General features: G+C 58.0%; 16 protein-coding genes. 9 read left to right on the top strand and 7 right to left on the bottom strand.

The window, feature by feature from the left end:
* Positions 1-161 precede the first annotated feature (161 nt).
* From NY023_RS09335 to puuE, 5 genes are all read left to right on the top strand, one after another.
* Positions 162-1,139 (top strand): hydroxyacid dehydrogenase, encoded by a 978-nt coding sequence (locus NY023_RS09335; protein WP_024086593.1) that lies wholly within the window; start codon positions 162-164, stop codon positions 1,137-1,139.
* Positions 1,140-1,217: 78 nt separating this feature from the next.
* The gene (locus NY023_RS09330) at positions 1,218-2,546 is read left to right on the top strand and encodes an MFS transporter (RefSeq protein WP_013971792.1); all 1,329 of its coding nucleotides are present in this window, start codon (positions 1,218-1,220) and stop codon (positions 2,544-2,546) included.
* 88 nt (positions 2,547-2,634) lie between these two features.
* Entirely contained in the window at positions 2,635-3,552 is a 918-nt protein-coding gene (locus NY023_RS09325) for an amidohydrolase family protein (protein WP_024086592.1), read from the top strand.
* Positions 3,553-3,735: 183 nt separating this feature from the next.
* Entirely contained in the window at positions 3,736-4,608 is an 873-nt protein-coding gene (locus NY023_RS09320; protein ID WP_013971790.1) for a GNAT family N-acetyltransferase, read from the top strand.
* A complete protein-coding gene (puuE, locus tag NY023_RS09315) occupies positions 4,608-5,501 on the top strand; it encodes an allantoinase PuuE (RefSeq protein ID WP_044046951.1) in 894 nt (297 codons plus the stop codon). Before NY023_RS09320 ends, puuE begins: the two co-directional genes overlap by 1 nt.
* A 33-nt stretch (positions 5,502-5,534) precedes the next feature.
* On the opposite strand, the gene NY023_RS09310 is transcribed toward puuE, so the two are convergent.
* Positions 5,535-6,572, bottom strand: a complete 1,038-nt coding sequence (locus tag NY023_RS09310) for a sterol desaturase family protein (protein ID WP_013971788.1) — start codon at positions 6,570-6,572, stop codon at positions 5,535-5,537.
* Between the two features lie 406 nt (positions 6,573-6,978).
* Here NY023_RS09310 and NY023_RS09305 point away from each other — a divergent pair, with 406 nt between their 5' ends.
* Together NY023_RS09305 and NY023_RS09300 are read left to right on the top strand one after the other, a co-directional pair.
* Positions 6,979-7,848 (top strand): GyrI-like domain-containing protein, encoded by an 870-nt coding sequence (locus NY023_RS09305; protein ID WP_024086588.1) that lies wholly within the window; start codon positions 6,979-6,981, stop codon positions 7,846-7,848.
* A 510-nt stretch (positions 7,849-8,358) separates the two neighbouring features.
* The gene (locus NY023_RS09300; protein WP_013971786.1) at positions 8,359-10,020 is read left to right on the top strand and encodes an AIPR family protein; all 1,662 of its coding nucleotides are present in this window, start codon (positions 8,359-8,361) and stop codon (positions 10,018-10,020) included.
* A gap of 651 nt (positions 10,021-10,671) precedes the next feature.
* On the opposite strand, the gene NY023_RS09295 is transcribed toward NY023_RS09300, so the two are convergent.
* Positions 10,672-11,046, bottom strand: a complete 375-nt coding sequence (locus NY023_RS09295; RefSeq protein WP_044046949.1) for a hypothetical protein — start codon at positions 11,044-11,046, stop codon at positions 10,672-10,674.
* 151 nt (positions 11,047-11,197) lie between these two features.
* On the opposite strand from NY023_RS09295, the gene NY023_RS09290 reads away from it, so the two are divergent.
* Positions 11,198-11,431: a hypothetical protein gene (locus NY023_RS09290; protein WP_044046948.1), complete on the top strand. Its 234-nt coding sequence runs from the start codon at positions 11,198-11,200 to the stop codon at positions 11,429-11,431.
* A 121-nt stretch (positions 11,432-11,552) separates the two neighbouring features.
* Here the strand turns inward: NY023_RS09290 and NY023_RS09285 are convergent, their stop codons facing one another.
* The gene (locus tag NY023_RS09285) at positions 11,553-12,488 is read right to left on the bottom strand and encodes a DUF2971 domain-containing protein (protein WP_238531272.1); all 936 of its coding nucleotides are present in this window, start codon (positions 12,486-12,488) and stop codon (positions 11,553-11,555) included.
* A gap of 669 nt (positions 12,489-13,157) precedes the next feature.
* Between NY023_RS09285 and NY023_RS09280 the strand changes: the two genes are divergently transcribed.
* Positions 13,158-13,433 (top strand): hypothetical protein, encoded by a 276-nt coding sequence (locus NY023_RS09280; RefSeq protein ID WP_013971785.1) that lies wholly within the window; start codon positions 13,158-13,160, stop codon positions 13,431-13,433.
* A 32-nt stretch (positions 13,434-13,465) separates the two neighbouring features.
* Here the strand turns inward: NY023_RS09280 and NY023_RS09275 are convergent, their stop codons facing one another.
* From NY023_RS09275 to NY023_RS09260, 4 genes are all read right to left on the bottom strand, one after another.
* Positions 13,466-14,260, bottom strand: coding sequence for a DNA adenine methylase (locus NY023_RS09275; protein ID WP_044046946.1), 795 nt, complete (start codon positions 14,258-14,260; stop codon positions 13,466-13,468).
* A gap of 153 nt (positions 14,261-14,413) precedes the next feature.
* Entirely contained in the window at positions 14,414-14,974 is a 561-nt protein-coding gene (locus tag NY023_RS09270) for a hypothetical protein (protein WP_013971783.1), read from the bottom strand.
* Positions 14,971-15,522, bottom strand: a complete 552-nt coding sequence (locus NY023_RS09265; protein WP_013971782.1) for a glycoside hydrolase family 19 protein — start codon at positions 15,520-15,522, stop codon at positions 14,971-14,973. The genes NY023_RS09270 and NY023_RS09265 overlap by 4 nt, the downstream gene beginning before the upstream one ends.
* Positions 15,523-15,558: 36 nt before the next feature.
* A complete protein-coding gene (locus NY023_RS09260) occupies positions 15,559-16,602 on the bottom strand; it encodes a phage late control D family protein (protein ID WP_013971781.1) in 1,044 nt (347 codons plus the stop codon).
* Positions 16,603-16,657 lie beyond the last annotated feature (55 nt).

Genomic DNA, 16,657 nt, shown 5'->3' with positions numbered 1-16,657 from the left:
AAGTCGTGGCAATTGATTTTTGTCGGCTATTTTTGCTTGCTATCGACGAGCATCTTAATTTTCTTGCAACAGCGTTTCATTATGATAGGGTTTATCCCATTGCCGCAGATGAGCGGCAGACTGCGCCCGAACCGCTCCCAGACAAGAACAAGGTATCCACGATGTCCCGTACCATTCTGCTGACCGGCCCTGAGCTTGCTGCCGAGGCCATGAACCTTGCCGCCGAACAGGGCGTCAGAGTCGTCCCCACTACGCCTTACCTGCCCGCCGAAGAACTGGAAGCGATCATTCGCGCTGAACAGCCCGATGCCATCGTGGTCCGCCAGGGCAAACTGACCCGCGCCATGATCGACGCTTCAGCCAACCTGAAAGTGATCGCCAAGCACGGCGTGGGCTACAACACCATCGATCTCCAGGCCGCCGCCGACCGCAGCATCCCGGTATCGATCGCCCTGGGCGCCAATGCCCAGTCGGTGGCCGAGCTGGCCTTCGCCCTGATGTTCAGCGTGGCACGTCAAACCGCACTGCTGGATGCGCGCATGCGTGACGGGCATTGGGACAAATCCTCGGCCAACGGCATGGAGCTGTCGGGCAAAACCCTGGGGCTTATCGGTCTGGGCTCGATCGGCAGCATCCTCATGGACCTGGTGGCGCCACTGCGCATGAAGGTCAAGGTGTTCGACCCCTACCTCAAGCAACTGCCGGAGCGCCCGCACGTCGAGCGCGAAGAGGATTTCGATCGCCTGCTGGCTGAAAGCGATATCATCAGCCTGCACTGCCCGCTGACCGAGACCAACCACAACCTGATTGGCGCTGCCCAGCTCGAGCGCATGCGCCCAGGCGCCATCCTGATCAACACTGCCCGTGGTGAGCTGATCGACACCAACGCCCTGGTAAAAGCGCTCAGCGAACGCCGCATCGCCGGCGCCGGCCTGGATACCTTCAGCCCCGAGCCGCCGCCTGCAGATAGCCCGCTGTGGGGCCTGCCGACACTGGTCGCCACGCCGCATGTCGGCGCCAACACCACCGAGGCCCGCGAACGGGTAGGCCTGGTAGCGCTGAAGCAGGTTCTCGATGTGTGGGCGGGCAATGCTCTGGACCCGCGTTGCGTGGTCAACCGCCACCTCTTCGCCAGCTGATCGCACCCCTCGCGTGCCTCTCGTGAGCGGGGCACGTTCACACGCGTCACTCCAGAAAAAAAACAATTGGAGAGCACCATGACTTCAGCAACATCGCTGCCGGATGAACTCGAACGCAGCACCATGCGCCGTATCGCCTGGCGACTGCTGCCCTTTCTGATCGTCTGCTACCTGATCGCGATCATCGATCGCGGCAATATCGGCATGGCTTCCCTGCAGATGAACGAGGACCTGCAGCTCACGGCCAAGGTGTTCGGCTTCGCCAGCAGCCTGTTCTTCTTTGCCTACTTCCTGGTCGAAGTGCCCAGCAACCTGGCCATGCAACGCTACGGGGCACGCATCTGGATAGCCCGCATCATGATCACCTGGGGCCTGATCTCGGCAGGCACGGCGTTTGTTCAGGGTGCCAATTCACTGTACGTGATGCGCTTTCTGCTGGGTGCTGCCGAGGCCGGTTTCTTCCCGGGCGTGCTGCTGTACCTCACCTACTGGCTGCCGTCTGCCTACCGCGCGCGCATGGTGGCGCTGTTCATGGTGGCGATCCCTGCCGCCAACTTCATTGGTTCGCCACTGTCGGGCCTGCTGCTGAACCTGGATGGCTGGATGGGCATGCGTGGCTGGCATTGGCTGTTCATTCTCGAAGGCATTCCAGCCGTACTGCTGGGCATCGCCTGCCTGTTCGTGCTTACCGACCGCCCCGAGCAGGCCAAGTGGCTGAGTGACGAGCAACGCGGCTGGCTCACCAAGCGCCTGGCTGATGAAGCCTCGAAAAAGACCGCCATCGGCCATATTTCGCTGTGGAAGCTGCTGCGCCACAAAGACATCTGGGTGCTGGCACTGATCTACTCGGGCGCTTCTGCCGCTGGCAGCACCATGAGCGTGTGGGCCCCGCAGTTGCTGAAAACCTTTGGCCTCAGCGCCATGGAGATCGGCCTGGTGAACGCCATCCCTTACGGCATCGCCTCGGTGCTGATGATCATCTGGGGCCGCAGTTCCGACCGTACCGGCGAGCGTCGCTGGCACACCGCAATGACCATGCTGCTGATTGCAGCAGGCCTGCTGATGACCTTGTTCACCTCGTCCCTGCCGGCAACGGTAGTGATGCTGACCATGGTCCTGGTGGGCGCCTACTCGATGAAAGGGCCGTTCTGGGCGCTGGTGTCGGGTTGGCTGTCCTCCTCGACTGCTGCTGCGGGGCTGGCAGCCGTGGGCGCCATGGCCAACCTGATTGGCGGAGGCATCATGGTCAATGCCTATGGCGCCATTCACGATGCCACCGGCAGCTACTCCTTGGCGCTGATGCCGTTGGCCGCGCTGTGCACCGTGGCCGGGCTCGCGGTACTGGTGATTGGCCGCAAGCGCCAGCGCGAGCAAGCTGAGGCAGCCAGCGCCCTCAGCGCGAAATAAGCCGCGCAAGCCGTACTTCGATGCCCGCTTTCCTGCCTCAGGAACGTGGGCATCGTCATTTCACAACAACAATAAACGAGGAATATCCATGACGTTGTCTCGTCGTCAATTCTTGCAGGCCACCGGTGCACTGGGTGCTGTCGCCTCCATGGGCGCCATAGCCGACGTGCCCTTCAGCAAGGGCGATGCGCACCCGCGCCTGACGCCGCCCGCAGGCAGCATCGACTGCCACATGCACCTCTACGACAGCCGTATCCCGGCCGCACCCGGAGCTACCCTGCTGCCGGCGGATGCCTCGCTGGAGGATTACCGCAAACTGCAGCAGCGCCTGGGCATCCGCCGCATGGTCATCGTCACGCCATCGACCTACGGCACCGATAACCGGGTGATGCTCGATGGCTTGTTGCGCAGCCGCGGCGATGCCCGGGGTGTGGCGGTTGTGTCCAATGCGATTACCGACGCAGAGCTTGCCGAACTGCACCAGGCAGGAGTGCGTGGTATCCGCTTCAACCTGAGCGTTGGCAGCCAGGTGCTCGATGGGCTAGAAAGCCTGGCCGCGCGGGTCGGCGAACTGGGCTGGAACGTACAGGTCGCTCCCGGGCCGCTGCTGCCCGAGGTTGCCCCGCGCTTGCTGGCCTTGCCAGGCAAGATCGTTATCGACCACATGGGCCATGTGCCACAGCCAGACGCGCTGAAGTCGCCGGCTTTCGCCGCACTGGTGCGGTTGCTGGACACCGACCGGGCATGGATCAAGCTGTCGGCACCTTATCTTCGCTCGAAAATCGGAGCACCGCTGTTCGAGGACGTCGGCCGAGTCGCCAGTGCACTGATCAACCATCGCCCTGATCGCATGCTATGGGGTAGCGACTGGCCGCACCCGACGCTTGCCGCCGAGCAGAAACCCGACGATGCGCTGATCCTTGACCTGCTGATGAGCTGGGCTCCAAAGGAGCAAACCCAGACCCTGATCTTGCGCGACAACCCCGCCCAGCTCTACGACTTCTGATCACCTGCCAAACCGAAACGTCGCCCGCATCGGCCGAATGACGAAACTACTCAGATCTATCACGATGAACATGCCCTGCAGGCGTCGTAACGGCCTGGATCAATACTCGCGTTAAAGCTATACCCAAAGGGTTCCGAGTGACGATGAACCATCCGCCCTGTTAGCAACTGGGGGAACTTAGCGGTGTCGAATCAGCTGGTCATACGCAACATGACCCGTCCCGAACTGGACGAGCTCGTCGATTGGGCTGCCCGTGAGGGTTGGAATCCCGGCGTTCACGATGCCGATTTGTTCTGGGCCACGGACCCTGCCGCCTTCATCGCGGCGTCCCAGGGCGGCGAATTGATCGGTGGCGGTGCAATCACTTCCTACAACGGCGAATTCGGTTTCATGGGCTTTTTCATCGTCCGACCCGAGTATCGCGGTCAAGGCCTGGGCAATACCCTCTGGCACGCACGCCGCGAGCGACTCCTCGCCCGCCTGCGCCCAGGCGCGAGCATCGGCATGGACGGCGTGTTCGCAATGCAGGACTACTACGCCAAGGGTGGGTTCGTCTTCTCCCATCGCAACATGCGTTTTCGTGCCAAGGCCACCGAACGCCCGGCGCCTTCGCAGGTAGACAACCAGGACATCGTCCCGTTGGCCACCTTCCCGTTCGATGAGGTGGTCGATTACGACCGCACCTGCTTCCCTGCCGCGCGCGCAGCCTTCCTGAGCGGGTGGATAGCCCAGGCCGATGCACTCGCCGTGGGTTGCCGCCGCGAGGGCAGGCTTAGCGGCTATGGCGTGGCAAGGCGCTGCCGGGAAGGCTACAAGATCGGCCCCTTGTTCGCCGATGACGCGCTGGCAGCCAATGCCCTCTACGCGCGCCTGGCAGAATTTGCGCGAGGTTGCCCGCTGTTTCTGGATGCCCCCGAGAATAACCCCGCCGCGATGGCGCTTGTGCGCCAACAGGGCATGATCGAGGTTTTCGGCTGCGCACGAATGTACCTGGGCCCTCCTCCGGCGATCGCACACGAACGTGTGTTCGCCGTCACGACCTTCGAGCTGGGCTGATGTCCGCTCGCAACCTGATCGGTTATGGCGGCAACCCACCCCACCCGCGATGGCCCGGTGGGGCGCGCGTCGCGGTCCAGTTCGTACTCAACATCGAAGAGGGTGCGGAGTCATGCATGCTCAATGGCGACGCACAGTCGGAGGCCTGGCTTCATGAGCTACCCGGCCGCCCGCCGCGTGTGGGGGAACCGGACCTGAGCGTCGAAGGCATGTACGAATACGGATCGCGCGCAGGTGTGTGGCGCATTCTGGAGCTGTTCGGCGCCAGGGGCCTGCCGCTGACCGCCTTTGCCGTTGGCCGAGCACTGGAACTGACCCCGGCGATTGGCCATGCGCTTTGCGCTGCCGGGCATGAGATTGCCGGGCATGGCTACCGTTGGCTGGACTATCGCGACATGCCTGAAGACCAGGAGCGGCGCCATATCCGCCTCACCATCGAGGTGATCGAGCAGGTCTGCGGTAAACGCCCCGTAGGTTGGTATACAGGAAGGGTCAGCCAGAACACCCGCCGCCTGTTGCGTGAGGAAGGCGGGTTTCTCTATAGCTCGGATGCCTACAACGATGATCTGCCCTATTGGCTCCCAGGCTCGCCCGCCCACCTGGTGATTCCGTACACACTGGTCAACAACGACGCCCGCTATCTGCTGCCCAATGGCTTCGCCTGCGGTGAAGACTTCTTCCAGCTGCTGAAGGATGCTTTCGACCTGTTGTGGCAGGAGGGCGCGCAGCACCCGAAGATGATGAGCGTGGGCCTGCATGGGCGGATCAGCGGCCATCCTGGTCGGGCGATGGCGCTGGCGCGCTTTCTCGATTACGTGCAGGGCCACGACGGGGTGTGGGTCTGCCGGCGCGAAGAGATTGCCAGGCACTGGATAGCCCAGTTCCCCGCCTGAGCGGTCAGTCGTTCGCAACAAACACGGGATCAGCTAACGGCCTGCCCTGCCGGACGCGCCGAGCACAGCCTTGCGCTGGCATTTCATCAGGACCTTACGGCCGGTTTCGACAAAGGGCGTGACGATCAGGCTATAGACCGTCAGGTAACGCTGGTGGTCCTGCTCACCGGTGCCGAAGCGGATGCTTTCGGGCGTTGATGTAGTGACATAGAGCGTGCCGAACATCCAGTCCCAGAGGGACAGGTTGGTGCCGAAGTTCCGGTTGAAATGGCGCGGGGCGTCACTGTGATGGATCTGGTGCTGGGCCGGGCTGTTCAACACATGTTCCAGCTGCGGGCCGAACGACAGCCAGACATGGCTATGCCGCAGGTTGGCCGCCAGGCTGTTGAAGATGAACACCAGGTAGGTCACGCCGAACAGGGTGTAGCGGCTGACTTCACCGCCGCAGAGGTACCAGAAGCATCCGGCGTAGAAGCCGATGCCAATGCCTGTGCTCAGTTTCTCGACGATCTTTTCCACGAAATGCACCCGGCTCGCTGTCGCCGGCACCAGCACGGGCGCCGAATGATGGACTTTGTGAAAGGCCCAGAGCCAGCGGGAGTGAAAAGCCCGGTGCGCCCAGTAATGGATGAAGTCCTTTAGCAGGAACACCCCCAACCCGTAGAGCAGGGACAGTGCAAGGTTCTCGCCCAGGCGCGGGCGCGCGCCCCAGAGGTTGCTGAAAAAGGCCAGGTAATCGCCGGAGCGCAGGATGTAGGGGTCGACCAGTTGGACGACGGGCAGCACCAGTGCAACCTTGAGGATGGCCCGCACGAAGTAGTAGCGGTAGTCCAGCAGCGCCGACGGATGCAGATGTACCCGGGCGCCGCCGATGAATTGCCAGAACGATTGGGCGTCGCTCAGGCCGCGCTGCTTCCTGAAGCGGAACAGGCCATAGGCTGCGCCATAGGAGATGCAAAGGAACAAGGCCCCGAAACGGCCATTCACATTGAAAATGCCGAGAAACTGGTCGGTAACAGGCGTGATCACCCAATCGGTCAGGTGCTCATAGACAAGCGACAGGGCATCCACGAAACGTCAGCCTCGGCAAAAGGGACGCAATTGTAAATCAGATTGATTTACTCCAGTGGTTTTATGCATGGCCTGGTGCTGCCTCACCAGCTCCCGCCTGCAGGCACTGCCGCAGTTGAAACTGGGCGGCGGAGTGCGCTGGCGAGGCTCGGAGTTCATTGATCAGCGTGAACGACCCGCTTCGCCCAGTCGACCGATCATGCCGGGCCGGTTACGCTGGTGCTTCCCCTCGCACGGAAGCGCCAGCGATTGCATTCACCCTACTGCCCTCCCCTGCGAACACCGAAGCACCGGTGCCATCCACGGCACGGTCAAGACAATCCCCGATACAGCAATCCCGGCTAGGCGCCTGCATGGCTGAACAACGGATGCTAGCGCTCACCGCACCTCCCGGAGATTCCGTTCGTTGACTGACTCACAGCACAAAGCGACCTACGCGAAACGGTTCGAAGCCGTGCTTGCCTACATCGACAGCCACCTCGAAGGTGACCTGTCGGTAAATGCCCTGAGCCGCGTCGCGCACTTCTCGGCATTTCATTTCCATCGGCAGTTCACGGCATACATGGGCATTCCGGTTTCACGGTATGTGCAACTGATGAGGCTTCGACGCGCGGCGCACCAACTGGTCGCCTCGCCTGCCATCTCCGTGCTGGAGGCAGCTTTCGGCGCCGGCTTCGAAAGCCCCGAAGCCTTTTCCAGGGCTTTCAAGCGTGCGTTTGGCATGGCGCCGAGCGTATTCGCCAAGGCCCCGAACTGGCAGGCCTGGAGTGCGGTTTTCGTTGTTCCTCATCTTTCAAGGAGTATCACCATGCAGATCCGCATCGTGGATTTCGCCGAAACCCATGTGGCCGCGCTCGAACACCAAGGGGCGCCCGGCCTGGTCAGTGAAAGCGTCGCGCGTTTTCGCCAATGGCGCATTCAAAGCGGCCAGTCACCGGTGGCCAGCTGCCGAACCTTCGGCATCCCCTACGACAACCCCGACACCACCCCGGCGCACGCCTTTCGCTTCGCCGTGTGTGGCGAGATATGCGAAGCCGTGCAGCCCAACGATTTTGGCGTGCACGAACGCATCATCCCGGCGGGCCGCTGCGCCGTGATCCGGCATACCGGCTCGCCTGACTACATTGGCGAAACCATCTATCCGCTTTATCGGGACTGGCTACCTTCGAGCGACGAGGAACTGCGGGATCATCCGTTGTTCTTTCACTACTTGAGCGTGTATCCGGAAACGCCGCTGGAGCAATGGCAAACGGATATCTACGTGCCGCTCAAGTAAGTTGGCTGGTGGCTAATCTGGGGAGAAGGCTGCAGGGCCGCGCATAGATCGAGTCCAGACGGATGCCCGGCTCTCTTGGTAAACTAGCTGCCTGCCCTGGCTATCACCGAGCACTTGCCGTCGACTTTTGCCAGGGCGCGCAACCGGATTGCTAAAAACACCTTCGAAACTGCTGAATTTGGTACAAGACACGTTGAACGATATGACCACAAACCCAGGCTCTAACCCAGCAACCACGCGCCCTGAGCCTTCCCGTCGCTTCAGCGTTGCACCCATGATGGATTGGGGGCATTTTCATCGAAGCCCCTATGAATAAAGGCCGTTAAGCCACCGCCCTCCAATCTGTACCATTTTTGTACCAACTTAGTGTATGAATTTACGACCCCTTACCTGCGCTACGCAGGCCTGAGCTACATAATCTCATTGTCCCGTGCACCCCACAGCTAGATTCACTGTTACCGGCGACTAGGCTATGCTCGCCCGCAACACCTATCTTGCAGAGGACGCACGATGACTCCAGCTGAACTTCAGTACCCCAACCTCCAGAAAATACTCGGCACATACGAGGCGAAAGGAAGGGGCGAATCAATAGCGTTCCTAAACTGGTTCTTGGAGAACATCTTCAGGCTTGACCCAGTTGATGCCGACGACGCTGTATGTGACCGGCCTAACGACAGGGGTATCGATGGAATCTATGTGGATCACACAAAGCAAGAAATCATTATCCTACAGGGCAAGCTAAAACAAAAAGAATCATCGATCGGCGACGCCCCCCTGCGCGAGCTTGCCGGAACCATTAGCCAGCTCGACACCCCAGAATCGGTACAAGCCCTCCTAGATGGAGGGGCAAACCAAGAGCTTAAGACTGCCCTCATCCGAAATGATATTAAGGAGCTCATCGCTAACGGATATGCCGTGGTTGGGGCTTTTATCTGCAACCAACCTCTGGACGTTAACGGAGACGAATTCTTAAAGCAGCACAAAGCAATGAGGGTTTACGATCGAAACGTTATTGCTAGCGAATACATTGATATAAACAAGGAAGCAGGCGTTCAAGGCTCATTTTCCTTCGATACGTCCTACGTTTCACCGATGACCATCAACACTGGCTCAGAAGTAGTTACCTACATACTCCCGGTTCAAGCAGTCGAACTTGTTAGGTTAGCAGGCATTGACGACGGATCATTATTTTCCCAGAACGTGCGTCACTCTCTTGGAAACACCAAAGTCAATAAGGCGCTGCGCGAGAGTGTATTAGACAAATCCGAGCACGAAAATTTTACGCTATATCACAACGGCGTGACGATCCTTTGCACCGACGCACACCCTGATGGTGAGACGCTAGTCATCACAAACTATGTAGTCGTTAACGGCGCCCAGAGCATCTCAACGTTCAGAAAATCGATGGACCATCTAAGCCAAGACCTACGAGTTCTTGCTAAGATTATAAAAATCGAAGATCCAGCGCTTGCCAAAAAGATCACGATCAATAGCAACAATCAAAACGCCATCAAACCTCGGGACCTTAAGTCAAACAACGAAGTCCAGGTTCGCCTCCTTGAAGAGTTCCAAAAAGTAGAAGGCGGATTATATGCCTATGAAATCAAGCGCGGACAAGAAATAAAGGCTGGAAAGGAAGTAATCACTAACGAGGAAGCTGGCCGCTTACTCTTGGCGTTTGACCTCTTAGAGCCTGAGTCATGCCATCAGGTTTACAAGCTCTTTGATGACAAATATAACGACATTTTTGCAAGGCCGGCGGTGACGGCACACAGAATTATTTTCCTGCAAAAAATCATGGAAGTTATTATTCGTGCCACCGAAAAAATCAAGTACAAACCGCTATCCAAATACGGGCTGACACGATTCTTTCTGCTATCGACAATTGCAGACCTTATGCGCTCCGACGCACAATCAGCGGAAATAGTTAAAAACCCCAAAACACTATTCGACTCCAAGAATCTACAAAAATTTCTGGAATCCATCGAGGAAGTTTTAGACTCGTTAATCATCGACCTTAATTTTGAGGTTGAAAGTGCAGGTGACCAGTTCGACTACAAAGGCGACTTAAAGAGTCCCGCGAAAATTCGGGACCTGCGTGGCAAGCTACGTCGTAGCTACGAAAAAGATGTAGCGCGAAACAAAGCTAAGGCATTGTCCGATTTGATATAAACACAGCCCGATTGTGCTGCAGTAGGAACAGTAAAAGGCACCAAAGCCCCACAGTATAGGGGCTTCGGTGCCTTTTTTCATTCCGGCATCTGCGAGGGCATGGGCATAGATTGGCATCGAATGGCGCATGGTTTGCCCCATTATTGCCCCATGGACAGCCCGGAGCTCCCCCCGACAAGGCCGAGCTGCCCTTGTTCTGATCTCAGACCAGGGATAGGGATAAGAACCCGCCCAGCACTCTCAATGGGCCGCAGCAGGCCGGGATTGACGGCTGCTATGCGGTTATCGGGCGGCCCTTTTGGGCCTATGGCGGCCTAAGATTTGCCCTAAATTTGCCCTAAGAATTTTCATACCTAGGACATGCTTCTACACGCCCACTCTTCGACCAAACAGCAGCCTTGTTCGAACTGTTGTCTCTGGACCAGAGCGATCACCCAGCCATCACAAACGCCTCGATCGCTGCCTTGCAACCGAGGTAGAACAACACAAATGAACCCAAGACCAAGAAGGTCGCCACCCAGCGGAGCGGTTCGGCAACCTTGTCGCTATATTTCCCAAGCTCACCTCCAAACGCAGCCTGGCAGATATAGGCGATGCCAGCGCCTATACCAGTTAGCAATACACCCCAGATGAAGTGTTCCAGTGATCCAGCTAAAGCGCCCTAACGGCGGCACTCGGAAATCTTGACCAAGCTGTACCGAGGAATGCCAAAAATGCGACGGCAGCACCACCGTTGATCAGCAAAGCACTTTTTATCGCAAGGTGAGAGGTGCCAATTGTGGCACGCAGCATTTCTAAGCGGACTTCATGATCGCGCTGATTGTTGTTCTGCCAATCCCCCAAGACTGACTTGAATCTCTCAAGTGCCTCCTGTGACCGCTCAACTCCATCCGGGGAGCTCTGGTTATCCTTCTCGATGAGGTCGATTAGCTTCGAAAGGCTATCAAGAGAAACCTCGGATAGACCGTTCTGCCGAGCAGTACCGACTTGTGTACGAAGAATAGCGATAAGATCGGCGGTGATCATTAGATTTCCTCACATGGCGGCTCATCGCCAGATGATGTCCCCTTGCACAAAACCCCGCAAGAACTGAAAACCGAGCCAACCACTGGTCGTGATTCAGAGGATGTGAGCCCGCACAGACTACAATGAACGTTCTGGCAAAAGGAGTTTGTCTATGAAACGCGACCGCGCAATGGAAGAGCTACGTGCTCTAGTGCTGGCTAACAACCCTAGGCTCACAGAAACTGAACTCGATTCCCTTACAGATTTGCAGGTTCTGGAGCGGGTCAGGAACTCAATCATAGTGGATAATCAGGGCAGGCAAAGTGATGACCTTGAGGTAGACCAAATGCGGGCGCGCCTTGATCGCCTCATAAAAAAATATCGCTCCAAACCTCGCCTGCACTGAGCCAGCCCACACACCTAAGTGTGAGGGAGAGCTGGTACCAATTTTCTACAAATCACCGACGTAGCCCCGATAAAGCAGGTAGTGGCACTAAGGCGACGGAAGCCCGCAAAGACCGATGGACTCAGATCTCCGGTACAATTTTAAAGGCGTTTCTCGACATTTTCATCTTTACCAAAGGCACACCGATAAGATCACATGTGCGCTGGAGCTTAACAAAATTTTCATCATCGATGCGTACACCTGCATAAACCCTCACTGGCGTTGGCACAGGAATAGCTCTTGACGTTTCAAGAAAATTATTAGAATAAACCAAGCGCCACTCACGCTCATAGGACCAATCTTGACTCTTGGTTATTGCCGGCAAAACTATAGAGAGCGGATTGCCTCTCTCATGATCTTCAATCAACATATGCTCAGCATGATCATGCATATACTCGCTATACTGGACCGGATAAAGAAGCTTAGTACTTAAATGGTCAACACCCAAAGTCTTGAAATCATATTCAATGCAAAAACCCGTATGATTTTTTGCATAGTGCGCCCACATTAAAATTGATGCATTCGACTCACAGAACGAACAAATCTTTACCAAATCCTTTGTTTTCTCTGAAAAATCCTTTATGAGCCTATCATCTCTAGCCTCCAGCAGCGAAGTCAAGGCGACACTAACATCACCATCTATACGCCCCTCCCTAGACAGAACAGCAAACAACTCAGCATAAGGATTAGACGTCACCGACACCAGCTCAACAACTCGTTCTAGGTCATCACCCTCATACTTCATGATCTTCAAAATCTCATGAATCCCTTCCAGTATTTCTGGACTTAGCTTGCTCATGCTCACTGTAAGAGAGCAATCAAACGGATCATTAAAATTCTGCGGAGAGTTCATCCAAACCGTATTGGACGCCAGGTTACCCAATGAATAACCGCTATCATCAAACTCCCTGTACTTGAAAAGACTAGACGGGATGTGCTCAAACTTTAACGCAAACCCTCCATTTATATCTTCGACATTGATTGTCCTTCCAAGCATCTTTTCCTTGAATTCCACCATCCAGTCCAACTCTCATTCTCCTTGAAATTTAAGGGGATACCGATTGCCTGATAATAGCGTACGGTTGCAGGCTGGCGGATTCAATGTGAATTACAACGACTCATAAATTCCCGGAGAGGACCAGAGCCCTGTCAGGCCCTGATCGCGAGAGTCTTCTACGTGCAGTCAGCTTCCCGAGCGAGCCACCACATCAGGACTAAGGCCAAGATTTAGACTCTATGGACACCGCGTCACTCAGCCTTTGCCTCAAAACCCTGCAAGGCAATATACTGTCTATTCATACAGTGAGGCATTCCAATGTCCCAAGACGTGATCGACCAAAACCCCATACGGCTGCCCGTTGATGACGAGCAGCTTGAGATTATCGCGTGGTGCATGGATCACCTACCGAACGGCTTCAAGAGCGCGCACTGTGCTCCTGCCCGTCTGCGCTTAGGCTGGAGCGTTGAGGCTCTTGCATTCAGATCAGGCGCTTCAAGAGATGCCATAAGACGCCTCGAGAAGGGGGCCGAATTGCGAGACGTCACAATGCAAGCCTTAGCCTTCGCATTCGAAAAAGAGGGATTAATTTTCATACCCGGACACCCCCCGATGTCTGGGGACAACTGTCGCGGAGCCACTAAAGACCCTCGCGATCGCCGCGACTATCACCTGCTTGAGTAGACAGCCATGATCCAGCGCTATCGATTCCCACGCGGCGAACTGGCACCTGGTTTGGTGCTACCGCCCGAAATCCAGAGGCGTCTGCGCCTGGCACTCGTATCGATTGAAGCAGCCAACAGCCCTGTAAACTGCCTGATCGCGCAGGCTACCGCTCAGGGCGTCTGCCTTGGCCTGGACATGGGGCACGTTTTGGCTCGTCCCGACATCGAGCGCGTGGAGATCCTGGTAGATAACGTCGCCAGCCAGCGATTGGCCGAGCTGGCCAGCGACGCGCAACCGTAACCGATCCGACTACAGCAGGCTGTTGAAGGGACTTAGAACAAGCTACCCAGAGAGGAAGGCTGCCAGTTCATGATCACTAGCTCACCGGTTACTTCCGCCCTACCCTGCCGCTGATTTGTGTTGCTGTAGCGAATATCCATGCCTTCGAAGTGGAAGCCGGCGAAGGCGCGCCGGATGTCCGGGTGATCGTTGATGCTGACCATCACCCTCCCCTTGCAACGCCGCATAAAGTCGGCCATGCGCTCGTACTCCTCGAAGGGGAAGTCCACCCCATAGCCGGCGGTCTGCCAGTAGGGTGGATCCATGTAGAAGAACGTGTGTGCTCGATCATAGCGCTCGGCGCAGGCGAGCCAGGACAGGTTCTCGACATAGGTGCCGGCAAGGCGCTGCCACGCGGCGGACAGGTTCTCCTCGATGCGCAGCAGGTTGATGGCCGGCCCAGTGGTGGCGGTACCGAACGTCTGCCCGGTGACCTTGCCACCGAAGGCATGCTGCTGGAGGTAGAAGAACCGAGCGGCGCGCTGGATATCGGTGAGCGTCTCGGGGCGCGTCATCTTCTGCCACTCGAATATCTGGCGAGAGCTGAGCGCCCACTTGAACTGGCGGACGAATTCCTCGAGGTGGTTCTGTACAACGCGGTAGAGGGTGACCAGGTCACCGTTGAGGTCGTTCAGCACCTCCACGGGGGCGGCCTGGGGGCGCATGAAGTACAACGCGGCACCGCCGGCGAAGACTTCGACATAGCATTCATGAGGGGGAAAGAGAGGGATCAAGCGGTCGGCCAGGCGGCGTTTGCCACCCATCCAGGGGATGATTGGAGAGGTCATAGGTATGCAAGTCTTTACTGTATGAATAAACAGGTGTTAGGCTCGCCGCGCTTTGTGCACAAGGCAGGGGCCACGGCTGGACTTGCAGGAAGGGTCTGCGGGTTCGGCGAGCCGGGCTGGATGTTGACGCATCCGTCCCGGCTCGCCTCTTTACTACTGAGTGACTTCGCGGACGTAGGCCTGGCAGGCCTGCAACGCGATCAGCCCCCGGTCGCCTTCGTCGGTGATGGCGACAATTCGTTGAGCATGCGCTCGGTCAAGTTGGGCGCGTAGGGCGCCATGTACCACGCCTCCGGTGCCGGCGATTTGTCGCAGCCCAGTGTTACTACTCGAGGCGGCAAAGGCTCCGGCATCGACAAGGACTGACAACCGCAGTTCAGCAGTAGCAAGCCGGTCACGCAGATGACCTTGAGTTTTTTGAGCATCGTCCATTTCCTTCCAGTGTGTTTCGGCCTGATCCTGTAGTCGCCCTTCCAGTGCAAGGCGAGAGCCTGTCTGTTCTGCCAATTTTTCGAGGGCAGCAACTGCAGCCTTCTCCCGCTCCAGGGCGTGTGCGCGATCCTTCTCCGCCAGCTGCTTGCCGAAGTCACCGGCCTGAGCAGTGAGCTGCGCCTTGTAGGCGTTGGCCTGCCACACCCAGGCTGCCCGGGCGCCGCCAGCGCTGGCGGCCAGCAGCAGCGCTACGGCGACCAGGCGGGTGGCCCAGGCGCTCACTGCAGCACCTCAAGCGCTCGCTTGTAGATGGCCTGGCGATCTTCCAGGCCGTTCGTACCACCATTGATACGCTTGGTGATGGCCAGGATGTCACCCTTGTCGGCCAAGCTGTTCAGGCCCTCTTTCTGCCAGAACCAGCCGGCCGACATCGATGCGTAGACCGGATGTTCGAGCAGCTCGGGGGTATTGAGCAGGCGACTGTCACCGAACAGAGCCTCGCTGCACGCTTCGTAATTAAACCGGCCGGTCACCTGGATGAGCCCACGACCTCTATACAGCTGGCCATCACCGTCTGCTGCAGGTGTATTGCCCAAGCGCTGAGCCAGGCGGCCGGTGTCGTACTTCGACAGGTACTTGTCATTGCCGAGCTCACGCACGTACTGCAGCTGCCCGGACTCGTGCCCGATCTGGGCGAGAAACGCCGCCATACGCAGGCGCGTGATGATGGCGAACTTACCCATAGTGGCATTGAGCCCTGGAGCAAAAACGCCGGCTTTCGAGCCGGCGTTAGGGAGAATTTTTTGAAGCTGTTGAATTGAGATCGCCATTGAGGTCTCCAGTCAGGGCCGCATGCGGCCGTGGGTTTAAAGCTGCTCAACCTTGAGCGGCTTGGTGTCTTTCTTTTTCTTGCCCGAGGCCTTGGCCTTGCCCTTCTTGCCGCCGTTGCACTCGACGGTCGTAGTCCAGCCGGACTGGGTGAATACCTGCTCGACCCCGTCCACCAGGTACTCGCCATCGAGCCCCGGCTTGAAGCCTTGGGCGTTGATCGAGCGTTCGGCAAACAGGTCGGTGCGGCCGGGTATTTCCAGCCGCACGCCGGCGGTGCTGCGATTGAACGCAGCCAGGCGCGCCTTGGCGGCCTGCTGGGCGGCGGTTTTGTTGGGGTAGACATGACGGTCGGTGTGCACCGGCGGCAGGCCGTCCGGCGACTCCTCGTTGGCCAGCTCGACCACCTGCAACTTGCCCGTCTTCGGGTCTTGGTGCTGGGTCTTCACCGCCTTCTGCGAGTTGCGATCACCGAGGCGGAACTGATAGCGGGAAACGTCCGTCTTGTTGATGGTGACGACCGCCAGCGCCTTGCCAGTGGTGCTTTGCCCGCCTTGGCGCGGCATCACCAGCAGCTTGCTTTCGGCCACCTTGGCGGTGCAGTCGTACTGCTTGGCCAGGCGGGTGACAAAGTTGTAATCCGACTCGTTGCGCTGGTCGACGCGCTCGACCTTGGTGTCGACCGGGCAAGACACCTCCCAGCCGTTGCGCTTGGCGATTTCGCCAACGATCTGCGACAGCGGCACGTTCTCCCAGCTGCCGCTGCGCACGGTCTTGCCACTGCCGCGCATGTCGCTGGCCTTGCCGCGTATGACGATGGTGTCGGGCGGGCCGCTCAACTCCACCTCGTCGACGGTGTAGGCCCCCATACGGGTCAATCCTTGGCCCTCATAGCCCATCATCACCACCACGTTGCCACCGCGCGCAGGCAGCGCAACCGCCTGATCGCGGTCATCAATGCGCAGCTCGAACTCGTCCGACTCCATGCCGGGCTTGTCCGAGGTGCGCAGCAGCAACAGACGGTCATTGATCAGCGCAGTAATGTCGTGGCCATCGGCGACGATTTGATACGTGGGCTTCATGCAGGCTCCAGAAATGCAAAACCCCGCACTGGGCGGGGTTCGTTACGCGTAACGC

Source organism: Pseudomonas sp. NBB, assembly GCF_032701105.1.
Lineage (GTDB): Bacteria > Pseudomonadota > Gammaproteobacteria > Pseudomonadales > Pseudomonadaceae > Aquipseudomonas > Aquipseudomonas asiatica.
The sequence above is the reverse complement of the archived record's forward strand: the minus strand, read 5'-3'. Positions and strand labels throughout refer to the sequence as shown.